Annotated in this window: 17 protein-coding genes; 4 read left to right on the top strand and 13 right to left on the bottom strand. The window is 44.0% G+C overall.

Annotated features, from left to right (window positions below; genetic code table 11):
• Positions 1-79 precede the first annotated feature (79 nt).
• Positions 80-916: a glutamate racemase gene (gene murI / locus FW774_RS06190; protein ID WP_149347309.1), complete on the bottom strand. Its 837-nt coding sequence runs from the start codon at positions 914-916 to the stop codon at positions 80-82.
• On the bottom strand, positions 917-1,207 hold the full coding sequence (locus FW774_RS06195) for a YciI family protein (RefSeq protein WP_149347310.1): 291 nt from the start codon (positions 1,205-1,207) through the stop codon (positions 917-919).
• 351 nt (positions 1,208-1,558) lie between these two features.
• Here FW774_RS06195 and FW774_RS06200 point away from each other — a divergent pair, with 351 nt between their 5' ends.
• The 3 genes from FW774_RS06200 (at position 1,559) to FW774_RS06210 (ending at position 3,859) form a co-directional block, all read left to right on the top strand.
• Positions 1,559-2,959, top strand: a complete 1,401-nt coding sequence (locus FW774_RS06200; RefSeq protein WP_149347311.1) for a DUF4403 family protein — start codon at positions 1,559-1,561, stop codon at positions 2,957-2,959.
• 225 nt (positions 2,960-3,184) lie between these two features.
• Complete coding sequence (locus tag FW774_RS06205) at positions 3,185-3,466, top strand: hypothetical protein (protein WP_149347312.1); 282 nt, start codon at positions 3,185-3,187, stop codon at positions 3,464-3,466.
• 195 nt (positions 3,467-3,661) lie between these two features.
• Positions 3,662-3,859 carry a KTSC domain-containing protein gene (locus FW774_RS06210; protein WP_149347313.1) on the top strand — a complete coding sequence of 66 codons (198 nt, stop codon included), beginning with the start codon at positions 3,662-3,664 and terminating at the stop codon, positions 3,857-3,859.
• Positions 3,860-4,027: 168 nt separating this feature from the next.
• On the opposite strand, the gene FW774_RS06215 is transcribed toward FW774_RS06210, so the two are convergent.
• Positions 4,028-4,510 carry a DUF5362 family protein gene (locus FW774_RS06215; RefSeq protein WP_149347314.1) on the bottom strand — a complete coding sequence of 161 codons (483 nt, stop codon included), beginning with the start codon at positions 4,508-4,510 and terminating at the stop codon, positions 4,028-4,030.
• Between the two features lie 238 nt (positions 4,511-4,748).
• Here FW774_RS06215 and ychF point away from each other — a divergent pair, with 238 nt between their 5' ends.
• Positions 4,749-5,849: a redox-regulated ATPase YchF gene (gene ychF, locus FW774_RS06220; RefSeq protein WP_149347315.1), complete on the top strand. Its 1,101-nt coding sequence runs from the start codon at positions 4,749-4,751 to the stop codon at positions 5,847-5,849.
• 79 nt (positions 5,850-5,928) lie between these two features.
• Here ychF and FW774_RS06225 read toward each other — a convergent pair whose 3' ends face one another.
• The 10 genes from FW774_RS06225 to FW774_RS06270 all read right to left on the bottom strand — a co-directional run bounded on the left by FW774_RS06225 (position 5,929) and on the right by FW774_RS06270 (position 17,910).
• Positions 5,929-8,457 (bottom strand): phosphocholine-specific phospholipase C, encoded by a 2,529-nt coding sequence (locus FW774_RS06225; RefSeq protein ID WP_149347316.1) that lies wholly within the window; start codon positions 8,455-8,457, stop codon positions 5,929-5,931.
• Positions 8,458-8,643: 186 nt separating this feature from the next.
• A complete protein-coding gene (locus FW774_RS06230; protein ID WP_149347317.1) occupies positions 8,644-10,422 on the bottom strand; it encodes a chloride channel protein in 1,779 nt (592 codons plus the stop codon).
• A 72-nt stretch (positions 10,423-10,494) separates the two neighbouring features.
• Positions 10,495-11,070, bottom strand: a complete 576-nt coding sequence (locus FW774_RS06235) for a hypothetical protein (protein ID WP_149347318.1) — start codon at positions 11,068-11,070, stop codon at positions 10,495-10,497.
• A gap of 8 nt (positions 11,071-11,078) precedes the next feature.
• Positions 11,079-11,891: a phosphatase PAP2 family protein gene (locus FW774_RS06240; protein WP_149347319.1), complete on the bottom strand. Its 813-nt coding sequence runs from the start codon at positions 11,889-11,891 to the stop codon at positions 11,079-11,081.
• 126 nt (positions 11,892-12,017) lie between these two features.
• The gene (locus FW774_RS06245; RefSeq protein ID WP_149347320.1) at positions 12,018-12,908 is read right to left on the bottom strand and encodes a sugar phosphate isomerase/epimerase family protein; all 891 of its coding nucleotides are present in this window, start codon (positions 12,906-12,908) and stop codon (positions 12,018-12,020) included.
• A 27-nt stretch (positions 12,909-12,935) separates the two neighbouring features.
• Complete coding sequence (locus tag FW774_RS06250) at positions 12,936-13,820, bottom strand: hydroxypyruvate isomerase family protein (RefSeq protein ID WP_149347321.1); 885 nt, start codon at positions 13,818-13,820, stop codon at positions 12,936-12,938.
• Positions 13,817-15,064 carry a nucleoside permease gene (locus FW774_RS06255; RefSeq protein ID WP_149347322.1) on the bottom strand — a complete coding sequence of 416 codons (1,248 nt, stop codon included), beginning with the start codon at positions 15,062-15,064 and terminating at the stop codon, positions 13,817-13,819. Before FW774_RS06255 ends, FW774_RS06250 begins: the two co-directional genes overlap by 4 nt.
• Positions 15,065-15,149: 85 nt before the next feature.
• The gene (locus FW774_RS06260; RefSeq protein WP_149347323.1) at positions 15,150-15,878 is read right to left on the bottom strand and encodes a DUF1080 domain-containing protein; all 729 of its coding nucleotides are present in this window, start codon (positions 15,876-15,878) and stop codon (positions 15,150-15,152) included.
• Between the two features lie 133 nt (positions 15,879-16,011).
• A complete protein-coding gene (locus tag FW774_RS06265) occupies positions 16,012-17,472 on the bottom strand; it encodes a Gfo/Idh/MocA family protein (protein ID WP_149347324.1) in 1,461 nt (486 codons plus the stop codon).
• Positions 17,473-17,493: 21 nt separating this feature from the next.
• Complete coding sequence (locus tag FW774_RS06270) at positions 17,494-17,910, bottom strand: c-type cytochrome (protein WP_149347325.1); 417 nt, start codon at positions 17,908-17,910, stop codon at positions 17,494-17,496.
• Positions 17,911-18,034: the final 124 nt, after the last annotated feature.

Here is an 18,034-nt window from a genome sequence, read left to right on the forward strand (position 1 = left end):
CAATACAAAATACGGTAAATTTGTTTTATTGCCTGATAATCAAATAAATATTGTTTGATACAACGAGCCTGATATTAAGCTAATCATTTATCAATGATTGATGCTTCGCTGTTACCGTTTTACCAAAAAATATACTGGCTTTTTCATTGAAATCGTCCACAGAGCCGGTGGTAAAAAATTCAGTAGTACCGTTTTTACTGCATAAGGCATCTATTTCAGGATGCCGATGCAGATAATTCTTCAGGCTTTTAGCCACAATATCGGCTTGTGATACGATACGGATCTCCGGCGAAACATATTTCCTGATCTTTTCGATCAATAAAGGATAATGCGTACAGCCCAGTATCAGGGTGTCGATATCCGGCGATTGCCGCATCAGCTCATCCAGGTATTTCTTTACAAAGTAATCAGCCCCATCGCTTTCATGCTCATTGCTTTCTACCAACGGAACCCATAAGGGGCAAGCCTGCTGAAAAACGTGTATATCCGGATAAAACTTGTTGATCTCGATCGGGTACGAATGCGATGCAACCGTTCCGTTAGTGGCCAGGATACCAATATTCCGCGTACGGGTAAATTCACCGGCCCGCTCCGTTGTAGGTCGTATTACGCCTAAAACCCGGCGAACATCCTTAAACTCCGGAAGATTTTTTTGCTGTATGGTGCGTAATGCCTTGGCCGAAGCGGTGTTACACGCCAGTATGATCAGGCGGCAGCCTTTATTAAATAAGTGATTTACACATTCCAGCGTGTATTGATATACAGTTTCAAAAGAACGTATCCCGTAAGGAACACGGGCATTATCGCCCAGGTAGATATAATCATATTGGGGTAATTCTTTAATGATCTCCTTAAAAACGGTCAGGCCGCCATAGCCTGAGTCAAAAACCCCGATGGGGCCAGCCTGCTCTGCCATTTAAATATCGGCTAATTTTAACGGATGCACTTCAATGTTATCCCACACCCGCATTAATACATAAGGCTCGGCTTCCAGCCAGTCTCTCAACTCTTCCGGTGTTTCAAACTGTACAATTACCGTCGAACCGATCATCTGCTCGTGATTATCCAACAAGGCGCCGGCAAAAACCAGGTTACCATTGGCTTTCAGCGCTTTAAGCTTATCCATGTGTAACGGACGGGCTTTCAGTCTCCTGTCGGGAGCCTGGGCATCCTTATGATCTAAGGCATAAACAATATATTGATCCATAACTGTTAAATTACTTCTACAAGCAAATAGGCCCAGCCCGCAATGAGCAATATGCCTATAGCAAATTTAATCCATGTTTTTTGTTTTTGCGTTAGAAACTTAAAATAATAACTGCCAACAACACCTATAGCAGCAAAAACAAAGGGTATTAAACGCATGGGGTAAGTAAAAAGTTAAAAGTAAGAAGTTAAAAGTTAAACGCAGTCAAAATTAAAAATATCCAGCGCACATGGAGTTAAGTCAAAAGGCGTTAACTGTTTTTGAATTATTGATGTGTTTTTGTTTTTTATTTTTAAGGCATCAATGAACCCTTCGGGATTTTTAATTTTTTAATTTTAACTTATACACATAATGAAACCAAACTATTTAACAGGAGCATGTACAGCAATTTTGCTTGTTGTAACAGCATGTAGCACTACGAACAAAATAGCCGCATTAAAGCCGGCGCCCAGCTATAATACGGGGCCTGTAGTGTACCAGAAGCAGCTATCGTACATCAATATGCCGGTTGAAGTGGCTATAGCCGATATCCAGGCGCAAACCAATAAATACCTTAACGGATTAATTTACGAGGATAATTCGCTGGATGGCGATAACCTGATGCTAAAGGTATGGAAACAGGCGCCCGCGGTTGTTTACGAGAAAAATGGCCGGCTGGAGATCGAGCTTCCCTTAAAAATATGGACACGAGTGCGATACGGGATAGAAAAATTCGGTTTTTCCGCTTACGATACACGCGATTTAAACCTGAACGGCAGAATAAAACTGAACAGTCTGGTTAGCCTGGATAACTGGAAAGTACAAACCAGCACCCAGATTGAAGATATTCAGTGGACAGAAAGTCCCACGGTTTCCGTAGCCGGAAGAAATATTCCGATAACATACCTGATCAACCCGGCTCTTGTGCTGTTTAAAAGCCAGATGGCCAAAATGATTGACGATGCAATTGCGCAATCGCTGGATATAAAACCTTACGTAACAGATGCACTAAAGCTGCTCAGTGAGCCGGTTGAAGTAGACAGCACGTACCACACCTGGTTCGGTTTACAGCCTGTTGAATTATATGCTACCAAAGCCACTATTGCCAACAAAAAAGTAGTAGTAAACCTGGGGCTGAAAGCCTATATGGAATCTACTGTCGGCGAAAAGCCCACCCTGGCTTTTGATGAAAGTAAGCTTCAACTGGCAGCGGTAGATAGGCTTCCGGATGATTTTAATATCAACCTGGCCGGCGTAATTACCTACGAAAATGCTTCTGCGCTGATACAGAAGAATTTCGCCGGACAAAAATTTGAGTCGGGAAACAGGTATGTAGTTGTAAATAATGTGGCCCTCTGGGGTAAAGATGATAAGATGATCGTTGAACTGGGCATGTCGGGCTCTGTGAACGGCACATTTTATTTATCAGGTATTCCCAGGTACGATGCCGTTAAAAAAGAAATTTATTTAGACAATGTAGATTTCGTGCTTGATTCTAAAAACAAACTGCTTAAAGTTGGCGATTGGCTGGTACATGGCATTATCACCAATAAAATACAACAGAATTGCCGCTTCTCTCTTGCCGGACAGTTGAATGAAGCTCAGAAAACCCTGTCGGGATATTTAACTAACTACCAGCCGGTTGCCGGTGTAAAAATAAACGGGCGCTTAACGCAGCTAAGTCCCGACAAGGTATTTTTGGTTCCTAACGCCATCATTGCTATGGTAGCTGCCAAAGGTAAATTATCGGTATCTGTTGATGGGTTACAGTAATGTGTGCTATTGCATACATGTCTGCATTTTTTTGCTACACCCGGGTTCTCACAAAAATCTATTTATCAATTATTTTGGCGTTTTATTAATAAATTTACATATAACAGACTTATTTATTATCAAACTGTTTTATTTATGCAATTTTGGTTTTAAATTTGCACCGTCAACCGGGAATGTTTTTTCCGTTTCCGGTATTAATAGTAAATAATTTAAAACCCAGGCGTTATGAAGCTAAAAGAAGTACTGCTAAAAGCGTTAAGCTTTAATGAGATCTTGAAACAGTTTTCAATTGATCAGGCTGATTTTACTATCAAGGATGAAGATGTAATTTTATCCGACAAGCGTATCGGGGAATCGGATATTGTTAAAGAACGTATCCAGATAGAAGGAAAAAGCAGCAATGGCCCGATATTTAATTTTTTCGGGACTTTGCACTACAACATTTTAAATCAGTTGGCTGTATTTGAAGTTGATTTTGTTGAAAGCAAACCTCAGCCGGCAGCTTAATAAGTATTAAAGAACTTGTAAGAGGGTGTCTAAAAGCTTCCGTCATCCCGACGATGTCTTTCAGACACCCTCTTTTTTATTTGCATTCCCTCCCCTGAGCTCAGGGGCGCAAAGGTAGTCCCCAACCGTATAGCCTCTCTCCTGCTATCACTTTACTATTCATCAAACTGGCATCATTTTAGCCTGGTATGCGATATGCCATCGTCTGTTGTTGCTGCCGTTAAATACAATCCTGATTTATCTGAATTAACCGTCAGGTATGTTTCGGGAGCGGTATACCAGTACAAAAATGTACCGGAGAAAACGTACAAGGAATTAATGGCTGCCAGCTCTAAGGGACGATACCTGAATTTCTCTATCAAAGGCAAATACGCATTTGAAAAAATCAAATAGTGTCATATTAACTATAAACCGGCCTGAAAATATATTTTTATATATCCCTGATCACAAATGAATTACCGGTTTTTAATTTTAACCCGAACCCCAAATTACCCGGGAGTTTTGCTGCGCTCTCTTAATCTTTCTACCCTACACCTTCGGCCTTCCCTCCTTCAACCTTGCTCAGGGCATCGAGTTCATCAAACCTACACCTCCAGCCAGCATCATAATAATAACCAGGATATAAAATACAACCATTACCAGCGTAAATACGCCCCAGAATTTGAAAAAGGATTTCAGCCTGGAGAATGCTTCGGTTAACTGGTTTTCCGCATTATACGTTATCCCATCTTTAGCTTTAGCGGCAAACTGGTACAGGTAAAGTGTAGGAAAAAAGTAAATAACAGCCATAACCAGGTAAATAACAGTGCCTGCTGCACCTGCCCCCGCCATTCGCGACATTTCGGGATTGATACGGCCAAGAAATGTGAAAATGCTGCCAATACTAAAAGCCAGCAAAACAATAAGGCCTACAAATATAAAACCGAATATCGACAGCATTTTTGCCCATTTAGCAGTTTCAAACAGGTAATACTGGATCTCTTCATTGAATTGCATAACCGGAAAATTTTCCTGCTCGTTTAATTGTTCATTAGTAGTGTCCATAATTGAGGTTTTTAATTGAAATATGAAGTTAACAGAATTTTAGTTATTTTTTATTTTTTTGATCTGCCAATAGTTGCTATTCAAATTTGAGTATACTAACAAAGCAACAGGGCAGCAATTTTGTTTATCTTTGCGCCCGAAAAAGAGGCTGATGGCTGATGGCTGATGGCTGATAGCTAATAGCTAATAGCTGATAGCTGATAGCTAAAATCGTAAATCGTAAATCGTAAATCAAAATATGGGCTTACAATGTGGTATCGTGGGGCTTCCCAATGTCGGCAAATCGACACTGTTTAATTGTTTATCTAACGCCAAGGCGCAGGCGGCTAATTTTCCGTTTTGTACTATTGAGCCTAATGTTGGCGTAATCACCGTTCCCGACGAGCGGCTTACCAAACTTGCCGAACTGGTAAAACCCAACAGGATTGTACCTAACACCATTGAAATTGTTGATATTGCCGGACTTGTAAAGGGAGCCAGCAAAGGCGAAGGTTTAGGGAACCAGTTTCTGGGCAATATCCGCTCTACCAATGCTATTATCCACGTGCTGCGTTGTTTTGACGATGGCAATGTGGTACACGTGGACGGCTCGGTTAACCCGGTACGGGATAAGGAAATTATTGATACCGAATTACAGCTTAAAGACCTCGACACGGTAGATAAGCGTATTCAGAAGGTTGAAAAAATGGCTAAAACCGGTGGCGATAAGGTAGCTAAGCGGACTTTTGATATTTTAAGCGTGGTCAAAACGCATTTAGAAGCCGGGAGATCGGCCCGCACGGCCCCACTCACTGATGAGGATTTTGAATTCATTGCCGATCTGAACCTGCTTACGGTTAAACCGGTGATGTATGTCTGCAACGTTGATGAGGCTGCGGTAAATACCGGCAATGCGTATGTGGAGCAGGTTAAAGAAGCTGTTAAGGACGAAAAAGCCGAGGTATTGGTTATATCGGCTAAAATAGAATCTGAAATTGCCGAGCTGGAAAGCTATGAGGAACGCCAGCTATTCCTGGAAGATATGGGACTGGATGAATCGGGTGTAAATAAATTGATACGGGCTGCTTATCGCCTGCTCGACTTATATACTTATTTCACGGCCGGCGTGCAGGAGGTACGGGCCTGGACCATAACCAAGGGCTTTACTGCCCCGCAGGCGGCAGGTGTTATTCACACCGATTTTGAAAAGGGGTTTATCCGTGCCGAAGTCATTAAATATAACGATTTTATTCAGTACGGCTCGGAGGCAGCCTGTAAAGAAGCCGGCAAACTGAATGTTGAAGGTAAAACCTACGTAGTTGAAGACGGAGATATTATGCACTTCCGCTTTAACGTGTAGCGGCTGGGTATAAGTTCACACTCCGGCAGGTTTAATGAACGGTAAAGATACCGTCCATTAAACTTGTAAAACCTTTAGATCAGGCGTTACCGATCAATGGATCTGTAATGCTATCATAGCCGGTTTCTATACGGCCGGCTAGTTGCTGGCGATACGTTTTATTATCGTCAACCCTGATCTCAAAATCATACCATCCGTGTGTATCGGCTAAGTTCAGGATCACACTTTCTGACGTTTTGGCCGCTATTGTTTTACGCTGCTGTTGCTTTTTGTAATTCACGTTATTCAAGGTAACCGCAAGCGGCGTGTTGCCAGTATTACTCAGGGTTACTTTTGCGTTGCCGGTTGGTTTCTTTGTTAAACGGTTCAATTCGGGCTGTACAGAAACCGATAATAACGGGTCATTTGCCGATCCCATAAACTCACGGTAAAAACCGTTTGGCCCATGCAAACGCAAATGATAACGGCCATCTTTAAATGCATTTACCGGCCAGTTATAGCTGATCTCATCGCCAGCCTTAACCGCGAACGACCAATTACGGCACACATCGGTTTTATCTTGCTCGGTATATTCTACCGGTGCATATACGGTAAACGGCGATCCGGCTGCACGGGAACCGAACACCTCCTTCCCGGCACGCATGGTAATACCGAAATCACGTTTGTTTGCCTGCAAAGATCCGGGCGTATCTAACTGATAAGGCAACGCACACGATTTACGGTTGCCCGGCTCCTGCACCGATTTAAACGCATCTAACTGCCTGCCTGCAATCACCTGCCGGATCTCGGCATCGGATAAGGCTTTAAAATTATTAGGCTCCTGCTTAAATTTTGCGTTATAGATCGTTTCTACCGTTTTATTCCGGTCTAAAAAAGGCAGCGGTTTGTCCTTGGGATCAAACGGTGCAAAGGCAGCGGTCAAATCGCCGCAGATGGTTCTTCGCCATTCGCTGATATTATCTATACGTATGTTCTTCTTATACTTTTTGGTAAGAAACGTTTCCAGGAACTGAAGCGTTGAGGTATGATCAAAAACCTGCGAGCATACCTTTCCTCCCCGGCTCCAGGGCGACGCAATGAGCATCGGAACGCGGAATCCTAAACCTATAGGAGCTTCGCGTGCCTCTTTTTTAGGAACACCGTGCTTGAGCTCATGCTCTAAACGGATATGCTCGATCTCGGTGTCGATACCGGCAGAGCATTTCCCGGTTTCGGGCTTGTTATTATCTGGAATAGAGAATGGCGGTATATGGTCGTAATAACCGTCGTTTTCATCATAAGTTACTATGAAGATGGTCTTTTTCCATACTTCCGGGTTTTTGGTCAAAATATCCAGCACTTCTGATACGTACCAGGCGCCATACCAGGGTGCGCTGGGATGGTCTGAGAAGTTTTGCGGGCCGGCCAGCCATGAAACAGTTGGCAGCTTACCATTATTTACATCCTGCCTGAACTGGTATAGCAAATCGCCTTTAGGGATGGATACTTCGCGTTCTTCACCTTTATCGTTATATTTTAGCTTATCAAGACTCCTGTAATGGGGATCGGCCTGATTGGTTACAAACGCCCGTTGGTACAGGCTTTTATCTTTTGCACTTAGTTTTTCAAAATTAGCTTTATTCCATTGCGCCAGTTCGGCCTGTGCACGGTCAAGAGCAGCCTGTTTATCTCTGATCGCCGCCTGGATACGCCGGGAAGCGGTTTCGCTCGAAGGGCTTGCCTCATTCAATTTATCAATCTCGCCGGGCAGCGTATCTATTTGTTTTTGCAGACTTTCTATATACCGGTCGCGGAATTTAACATTATAAGCAGCAAAGAACTCCAGTACGTTACAACCAAAGTTTCCCAGCCATGAACGTTCTTCGCCTTTAAAACCAGCTCCACAGCTTAATTCATTCTGGTAGAATTTCCAGCCGATATTGTTTTCTTCCAGCAATTCGGGAAATGATCTCCAGGGCTGCTTGGCAAAAGCAAAATCCTGGTTGCGGATATTAGCCTTTGGGATACCGTTAACCGTATCGGTGATCCTTCCGCTCCAGAAGAATGAGCGGTTTGGTGTAGTGCTGGTCATGCCCGAACAAAAGTTCTGATCGCAGATGGTGAAGGCATCGGCCAAAGCATAATTAAATGGAATATCTTCACGGATATAATACCCAAGGGTGAGCGGCATTTGTGCATACTTTTTATTACCGGAGCGTTTGGCTATCAGCCATTTATCGTATTTGCCGGCATTATAAGCGTCTACCTGGCTATGCCGGCTGTGCGGCAATGAGCCCATCCAGGTAACTTTACTGTCTTTAATATTGAGCCGGAATGGTGCATAGGTCTTGCCCAGGGCATCGGTTTGAAACCAAACAGGCTTTTTATCTGGTAAGGTTACAACCCGCGGATCATTAAACCCGCGTACGCCGGACAATGTTCCGAAGGCATGGTCAAATGACCGGTTTTCCTGCATAAGGATCACGATGTGCTCGGCATCTAAGTAAGTGCTGCCCGGTTCAGGGTCAATGGCTAATGCCTTTTGAATGGAAGCAGGCATTACTGTAACAAGGCCTGTTGCTCCCGAAAGCAATATTGACTTTCGTAGAAATTCTCTTCTGGTATCCATGAAAATAGAAATAGTTGGTTATAAATTAATAGCTCCTGTTGCTAAGATAGGAGACTTACGTTAAATTACGATGATGTTATTGTTACGTATTAAGAATTTTACTTTCAATTTACCCGTAAACGGTATAAAATCGAAAAACAACGGAAAGATATATAAGTATTCGAAGTTACAACAAGACCTTATTCCCTATTGCCAGTACCGGTTTTGCCGTATCATCAGGGCCCGGTATTTATTAAAGATGGACGACTTGGATACAAAACCTACGTAGTTATCATCTTCATCTAAAACAGGCAGTATCCAGATATCCTGCTTATCCATTTTCTGCATCACATCCGTCATGGCGTCGTTGGTGTGAATAATGCCGGCAGGCTGTTGCATCAGCTCTTTTACGGTGACTTCCTGGTTATTAACCAGCGCTTCAAACAGAGGCTCGCTGTAAACAATACCCACCAGCTTACCATCCCGGGTAACCGGGAATACATTGCGTTTGGAATGGATAATAGCTGCGCTGTTTTCCTGCGGTGTATCTTCGGGATGAAGCTCTATAAAATTCTTCTCGATAAGGTATTTCAGCTTCATCATCTGGATAACTGTGCGGTCTTTATCTTCGTGCGTCAGCAATTCGCCTTTTTCGGCCAGCACTTTGGTGTAAATACTGTACCGCTGGCTGGCTTTATTAATGAAATATGAAATGGCCGATACCAGCATCAGCGGAACCATAAGCGCATATCCGCCGGTTATCTCCGCAATAAGGAAAACTCCTGTTAAAGGTGCATGCATAATTCCGCTTAAAGCGCCCGCCATACCGGCTACAATAAAGTTGGAAATATTGAGGGTAAACAATCCCGTAAGGTTAATGGCAAATGCAAACACAAAGCCCAACAGGCCACCCATTACCAGGCTGGGAGCAAATATGCCGGCATTACCGCCGGAATACAGCGTGATCATGGCGGCAAGCGATTTGCCAAATAAGGTCAATAATGCTATAAGCAATATTACCCAGTTAAACTGCTGGTAGGTTTCAAAAAGTCCGTTTTGCAGTAATGTCCTGTAATTACCGATCAGCAATTCTTTGATAGTGATATACCCCTCGCCATACAATACCGGGAAGATAAAGATCAACAGGCCTAATCCTAAGCCACTGATGATAACCTTAGAATAGGGATTGCTTATTTTTTCCAGGTTACCTTTGACCAGGTAGGTCAGCTTGGTTACATAGATGGAAAAAAAACCTATGGCAATAGCCATCAGCAGGTAAAAGAACAGCGCCCGTACTTCCCAGCCTTCGGTAACCAGGTAGAATATCTGCTCGGTAAAGATGAGTTTAGATACAATGGAGGCTACTGCAGCTGCAATTAATAGTGGAATAAACGCCGGAATTGAAAATTCGGGCAAAAGTATTTCTACGGCAAATACAATTCCGGCTATCGGGCTGTTAAATACTCCCGAAATGCCGGCTGCCGCTCCGCAGGCCAGCAACATGGTTGTTTCGCGATAGCTTAGCCCGAAGAAACGGCCAATGTTTGAACCTATAGCCGATCCGCTGTACACAATGGGCGATTCCAGCCCTGCTGATCCGCCAAAACCTACTGTTGCCGCTGCCGTAATAATTTGCGAATAGATGTTGTGCAAGGGTATCCGGCTCGATTTCTGTGAAATGGCATATAATATCGGGGTAAGACCGGTTTCAAATTTGTCTTTACGGATAAATCGCCTGACGTATGCTACGGCAAGCAGGATACCGATCATAGGAAAGAACAGGTAAAAAACAAACTTGTATTTCCAATGCAAACCGTCTTGCAGGAACCGGGCAATATGATGTGTCAGCAGTTGCAATACCGATGATGCCACACCACCGACAATTCCAACCAGCAACGCTGCAATGACCAGAAAATGCTTGTTAGAAAGCTTGGTTTTTCGGTAATGATTTATATCATCGATCAGGCGGACAATCTTTACATTCATAATCCATCCAAAAATACGCATCCCGATTGTTAATCGGGCATTTTTTGGAAAGTTATACGGAACGTTTACTGCTTATCGCTTATTTTTTAGTGCCTGCCAATCGTCTGTTGAGTGATGTAACCGGTAAGGAAAATTGTAAGGGAATGTACAGGAATCTCTTTGCAGGGCCTTGCCATAAGTATCTTTCAATGTATAAGTGCTGTCTATTACATTAAATTTAGCGTCGAAGTACTCCGTCAGATCTTCCATAGCTGCACCTGGCGCACAACGGCTGTGCAGAAAGTTATTGAGCCGCTGAAAGGCAAAAAGCTTCCCATCGGTGCCGTAGTAACTTTTATATACAATAAACCAGTCCTGAGTTGCACTAAAAGGCATTTCGCCTACATACAGAATCCGCCCCTGATCATCTTTCAGCACATTATACGTTGTTTCAATATTTGCCGGAAACTTCTTTCCCTCTACCGGTACCAACTTGTCCTGATCTTTCACTTTCACCAATACATTCAATCCTTTTACGTGAATAAGTGAATCTGTAACCTGTTTCCGGGCTTTCAATTCCTGCAATTGACTATTTCCCTGGTTACCGTTACGACAAAAAGTAAACAACATTGCACCAACGCTGAAAACCAGAATATGCTTTTTAATCATCCTATAAATTAATGAAATGTATATGTAACCATAAGCTGCTGTCCGTTCGGCGTAATGACGGGGCTTAGGCTAAGATGGTTATTTTTATTGGTTTTATGAAACTGAGGCACCATAATACCCGATGCAGCGCCAATTGCGTAACCGATAATATTATCGCTCAGGAAATGCATTCCTGCTCTTAACCGTAAATAGCCTACCGTTGCCGGGATAGCGGCTGCCGCCGTCCAGATATATGGTTTCAGCGTAGCCGAGGGATTAAAATCCTGGTATACTTTGGCAGCAAAAAAAGTGGCTGCTGCTGTTGCTGCCGTATGTCCGGCAAAAAACGACCGGCGGGCGCCGTTCTTCGTTTTTTCATCCATCGATATTTTGTTACCGTATACATAAGGTCGCGTACGGTTGACATTGCCGGCCGTCAGTGTATACAATGTACCTGTTACGGCCATAGTTTCTACAAAAAGCGATAATACCTGCCCGGCTTTTTGTCTTTCGGCCTTATTAAACAACGTAACAACCACCGGCATGGCAAACGATGCATAAAACGGGTAATAGCTGTCCCTGTCGGCACGCTTAGAATAATAACCGGCCGAAAACCGGTCAAAACCATTCACACGGCTTTTATTACCCGCAAGCGCCTGTGCCTCTTCAGGCGAAAGTCCCTCTTTATTTTTGATTAATGTTAGTCCCAGGTAGCTTAATCCTATACCTGCCCCTATGGCTATACCATCTGTTTTTAAACTGGTTTTGTAGGGTGATTCCTGCGCCTGTATGCGGAAAACTGTGGAAAGGAAAATACAAATGAGCGGAAAACTTCTTATCATATACTTTAGTTTACCGCAAAAACAGCAAAACCCGTTAATGGTTTTAGGGGAACTATGTTGTTTCCCGGCCTGTCTTCTGACAAGCCAGGATGATAACTAAATATTGTGGGTTGGCCAGAAGATAATCTACTTCGCTTTAACCGTAAACAGATCAGACTTAATATAGCTGCAACTGGCACGGATACTTTCCAGTTCATTAGGTTTGTAGTTGTTTTCCTGCTCCATGTAAAAGTGCTGAACGCCCGATAATTTCTGGTATGCAAAAATCCGTTTAAAATCAATGCTGCCATTGCCAACCTCGGTATTCAGCTCAGGATGCTGCTTATCCATATCCTTCACATGCCACATTACAAACCTGCCCGGATGCTGCTGAAACAGCTTTACAGGATTATACCCTGCCCGTACCACCCAGTACAGATCCAGCTCAAACTTTACCAGATCAGGATCGGTTTCCTTCAGGAAAATATCATAGCCGATGCTGTCTCCGTGCTTCTGAAACTCAAAATTATGATTATGATACGCCAGCTGCAATCCTTCTTTTTTACACCACTCACCGGCCTGATTAAATTTTGCAGCTATCGATTTATAATTGTCAATGGAGGTACGCAGCTTCTCATCCAGCCACGGCACTACAATATACTGATGTCCTAATACGTGAGCAGCGTCAATATACGACTTAAACACCGTGTCATCGCCATTGATATAAGTGGTCATATCGTAATGGGCGCTGGGCGCCTTCAGGTTGTTTTCTTTTAAAAGCTGTGCAAAATCCTTCGCCGGAAGTCCCCAGAAACCATCTTTTACGCTATATCCAAAGGGTTCTACTTCCTCATAACCGGCACCTGCTACTTTGGCGATCACACCGCGTACATCTTTAGGCAGCAGATCGCGTAGGGTGTAAAGTTGTATACCGGCTTTCCTGCTTATACCCACAGTTGTACAGGCCAGTGATGGCACAAACATAACCGCTGCAGCGGCCAGCCCGGTTTGTTTTATAAAATCTCTTCGTGTTGTCATTTCTTAAGTTTGATTTTGGATACGGCCCTATACATCGCAGATGCGTATAGCATCCCTTAAAGAACCGATTTTGTCTTCATGAACGGGAATAAACTCCTGGGCGACATATCCTTTAAAGCCGGTTTCTACAATGGCCTTCATAATGGCCGGATAATACAATTCCTGGCTATCGTCTATTTCATGTCGCCCCGGCACTCCCGCGGTATGGTAATGCGCTATGTATTGATGATGATCGCGGATATTTTGTATCACATTACCTTCGTCTACCTGCATGTGATAGATATCGTACAGCAGCTTAAAGTTTTCGCTGCCCAAGCGTTTACACAGCTCTACTCCCCAGGCGGTATGATCGCACATATAATCCTTGTGGTTCACTTTGCTGTTCAGTAATTCCATGACCAGGACTACATTGTTCTTTTCGGCAAGCGGAAGTATCTTTTTTAGCCCTTCCACGCAGTTCTTCAACCCGGTTTCATCGTCCATGCCCCGGCGGTTGCCGCTAAAACAGATCAGGTTTTTGTAGCCCGCTTTTGCCACCAGCGGAATACCTTCTTCATAATCCTTAATGAGCGATGCATGAAACTCTTTTCCGGCAAAACCATCGGTAAGGCTTACCTTGCCGGGGATGTAACACATGCTGCAAATAAGCCCGTGTTTTTGAAGTGTGGGCCAATCTTTGGGAGCTAACAGATCAATAGCATGAAGCCCCAGTTTCTTTACTTCAACGCATAACTCATCCATAGACAGCTGTTTAAACGTCCACTGGCAAACGCTGTGGTTGATATTTCCTTTTAATTTATACTCCATAGTTTCCGGCAAGGACGTAAACGAGCTTAGCATACCCGATGCGGCAACTACCGCTGTACCCGCCATCATGCTCTTAATAGCGTCCCTTCTGTTTTGTGTGCTCATACCAATGGGTTTAATTTTTCTTCTTCCAGCGGGTTGTCTGCCAGTGGCTGCCGGGAGGCTTTATCATTGAAAAGAAGAATAAACAATAAGAAAACAATTGCGGCTATACCTGCCGGGATAAGCCAGATGGTTTGCCAGTCATGGGCTCCGGCAGTAGCATAGCGGTCAACAATTGGCCCGGAAACCAGCGAGCCGATAAGCATGCCAACACCATAAGTTGCCAATGTGATCATGCCCTGGGCTGCACTTTTAAAGCGCTCCCCGGCAAGATTATCGGTATAGATCTGCCCGGTTACAAAGAAGAAATCGTAGCAAATTCCGTGTAATACAATTCCGACTATCAGCATCCAGTAGTTAGCGTCTACATTGCCGAACGCAAACAGTACATACCGCAGCACCCAGGCAAACATACCCAACGCCAACATTTTCTTTACTCCCAGCCGGATAAAAAACACGGGAATAAGCAGCATAAACAACGTTTCTGATACCTGTCCGAGAGATTGTACACCTGCGGCTGATTTCATTCCTGCCTCGTTTAAAAACAGGTTGGTAAAGTTGTAATAAAATGCCAGCGGTATACAGATCGCAACCGAAGAAAGGAAAAACAAACGGTATGATTTATTACCCAACAGACGTAGCGCTTCTAATCCCAGAATATCTGAAATTGTTGTTTTTTCATTCCGCTTAACCGGAGGCGTTGCCGGAAGGGTAAAGCTCAGCAATCCTAACAAAGCTGATGCACCCGCTGCCGTTTTAAAGGTTAGTTGTAGCTGGTTGCTTTGCTCCCAGCTCAGCCAGCCAATAATCAACCCGGCAACTATCCAGCCGATGGTTCCTAAAACCCTGATGGGTGGAAATTCCTTGCCGGGATCTTTCATTTGCCGAAAGGACACAGAGTTTACCAGGGCCAGGGTTGGCATAAACAGTACCATATAAACCAGTATTTCGGGGAAGAATGCGTCAAAATTTGCCGCAGACGAAGCCAGCCATAACAGCACGGCGCCTACCAGGTGCAGAACGCCCAGAATTTTTTGTGCGGAAAAGAACTTATCGGCTATTAAACCGATGATAAACGGCGCTATAATGGCTCCGATAGATTGTGTAAGATACGCCAGACCTATCTGCGTCCCTGAAGCCGACAGGTTTTTACCAAGGAAGGTACCCAGCGTTACAAACCATGCTCCCCAGATAAAAAACTCCAGGAACATCATGGTTGATAGTTTAATTCGGTTAGTTAGGTTCATTTGGTTTTATTGTTACGGGTTATGAGTTACCTGTTGTAAGTTACAATAACGCGTAACACACAGCAGGTAACTCATAACATATATTCTACAGTTTCTTAATCATGATATTTCGGTACCAAACATCGTTTCCATGATCTTGTAACGCAATTTTACCGGTTTTAAAGGTTCCAAAACCCGGCATGGTGGCAAATTTGCTGCCCGCAACCATCTTTTTCCAGTTATCATCCCACAGGGTTGTAGAAACCACCTTTGTTCCATTCAGGTAGAAGTCCAGTTTACCGCCTTTGCTAATGATCTCGGCCTGGTTCCACTCGCCTACCGGCTTTACTGTTTCTTTGGTACAAGGGATCAGATCATACAGATCACCGGCACGGTGCTTATGAATTTTACCATCCGGGTGACCGTCGTTATCTAACACCTGCATTTCAGGGCCGGTGTTATACGTATGTTTGTATTGGGCAGGGTCTTCATGCACGTAAAAAATAATCCCGCTGTTTCCTTTGGGAGATATTTTCCATTCCAGCTTCAGGTCAAAATCACCAAATTCTTCGTTGGTGACCAGATCACCGCCCTCACCTTTTTTGTTTAACGAAGCATCCAGGTGCAATACCCCATCTTCTACTTTCCATGCGCCTTTGGCAACAGTACTGCCGTACGTGTGCCAGCCATTGGTGGTTTTACCGTCAAACAGCGATACCCATCCGCCTTTAAGGTGATTATTTTTTTCCATTGGTTTTGTTGATGCACAGCTTTGAAGCACCTGGCTACTAACAGTAAGTGCTATTACTGCAGCTGTAATAATATTCTTTGTCATATCTTTTAAAGTTTATATATTAAGTCAAAAGTAAAAATTCAAAAAGCAAAAACAGGTAACACACTTAAAATCAACAGCATAAATAAATCTACGCATTAATTTTATAATTGACCTGACTACAGTGCCAACCCTATTACGAAGGCAACGACCATCCCTGACGGTAATCGCGTTTTACAAACTGGTTCACATCGTCAAAGTTGGTAACTTTCATGGCTGCGTTATCCCATTGGTATTTAATGTACTGTCCGGGATAGTCAAAACCTTTTCCGTTAGCTTTTGGTTTGCGTATCTCATATCCGCGGATAGCAAGGTTTGCCATTAACAGGGCTTCGGTTAACGGCCCCGCAATTTCAAACGGCGAGCTAACTTCATGCTTACCATAACCTGCGATACAGGCTTCCACCCATTGCCCGTAGTGGCCATTGGCTTCGCCGGGAACGCGTTTGAATTTCTGCGGCACATTTACCTCCTGGTTACGGCTTAATGGTAACAACCGCGGATTCGCTCCGTAGGTACTGTTCATCATTTTTCCTTTGGTACCGATAAACAACGTGCCGTTTCCACCATCACCAAATAAATCGTTCGGGCCAAGCTCTTCGGGACGTTCAGGCTGTATGCCGCCATCCATCCAGTGCACAGTAACCGGGCCTTGTGTTTTATCTGTTTTAGGGAATGTAAGCGTTACATGGCTTGACGGCGGGCAACTTTCGGGGAAATATCCGCGTTTAAATTCGTCTACGTATACGGTTCCGACACTTGCTTGTACATCTGTAGCGTATTTCAGGTTCAGCACGCTGAACGGAGTTTCTACCAGGTGGCAACCCATATCGCCCAAAGCGCCGGTACCGTAATCCCACCAGCCACGCCAGTTAAACGGAACCAGCTTTTCTACATAGTCTTTGTACGGCGCTGTTCCCAGCCATAAATCCCAATCCAGCTCTTTCGGAACTTCAGCTTTGGCGGTTGGCCAGGGAATACCTTGCGGCCATACGGGACGGTTTGTCCAGGCATAAACGGTATGCACATCGCCAATCAGACCGGCATCATACCATTCTTTCATAATACGTGGCCCGTCATTGGATGCACCCTGGTTGCCCATCTGGGTTACTACTTTATACCGGCGTGCCAGCTCGGTGAGCTTGCGGGCTTCGTATAAATCGTGTGTTAAGGGCTTTTGAACGTATACGTGCTTACCCAACTGCATGGCAGCCGCAGCAATTACAGCGTGGTTATGGTCGGGTGTAGAAACAGAAACGGCATCGAACTTTTTCGCTTCCTTATCAAATAGCTCCCGCCAGTCTTTATAATATTTAGCTTTAGGGAAAGCATTTACGCTATCGGCAGCACGGCGTGTATCTACATCGCACAAGTAAGCGATATCGGCTTTACCACTTTTGTAAAAGTTGGCAATGTCTGATTTTCCTTTGCCGCCCACACCTACACCGGCAACAACCAAACGGTCGCTGGGGGCAAGAAAGCCTTTTCCGCCCAGCACGTGCCGGGGAACAATCATAAAGCCACCCAATGCCAGGGCGCCACTTTTAACAAAATCCCTCCGGGAAAAGGAATTGTCTGATTTTTTATTTTCCATCATTCAGGTATTGTGCTTAGTTAATTATTTCAAAGATAGAATGTATTTTACCATTTCCTCAGCATCGGCTTTACTTAGTGCAGGATGTGCCGTCATCGGAACTTCTCCCCACACGCCTTTACCGCCGCTGATAATTTTGTCGGCAAGATGCTCCACATTCTCATCGGTAGAAGGATATTTGGCGGCAACATCCTTATAGGCAGGCCCTACCAGCTTGCTGTCTTCTTTATGACATCCAACGCAGTCGGACTGTGAAATTAACATGCTTCCCTTGGTGAAATCGCCCGCCGATTTTGTATCCATAGTATCTGTGGTAGTGCGGTTTCCATTATTTGTAGGGCTTAGAACCGCTGTAGTATCTGTAGTACTGCCAGATTGTTCATTGCTTCCGCAAGATGCCAGTGCCATTAACGTGCATCCTAAAATGATTAGTTTCTTCATTTGGTGATTAATCTATTGTTGTGGTTTACTCTTTCTAATTTAATGGTATTTATTCTTTCTGCGTATATTTTATTCCCGAAAGGTCGGGATTTCGCTACGCTCAACTTTTCACTTTAAACTTTCA

It is taken from the genome of Pedobacter sp. BS3 (assembly GCF_008274585.1).
Taxonomy (GTDB): Bacteria; Bacteroidota; Bacteroidia; order Sphingobacteriales; family Sphingobacteriaceae; genus Hufsiella_A.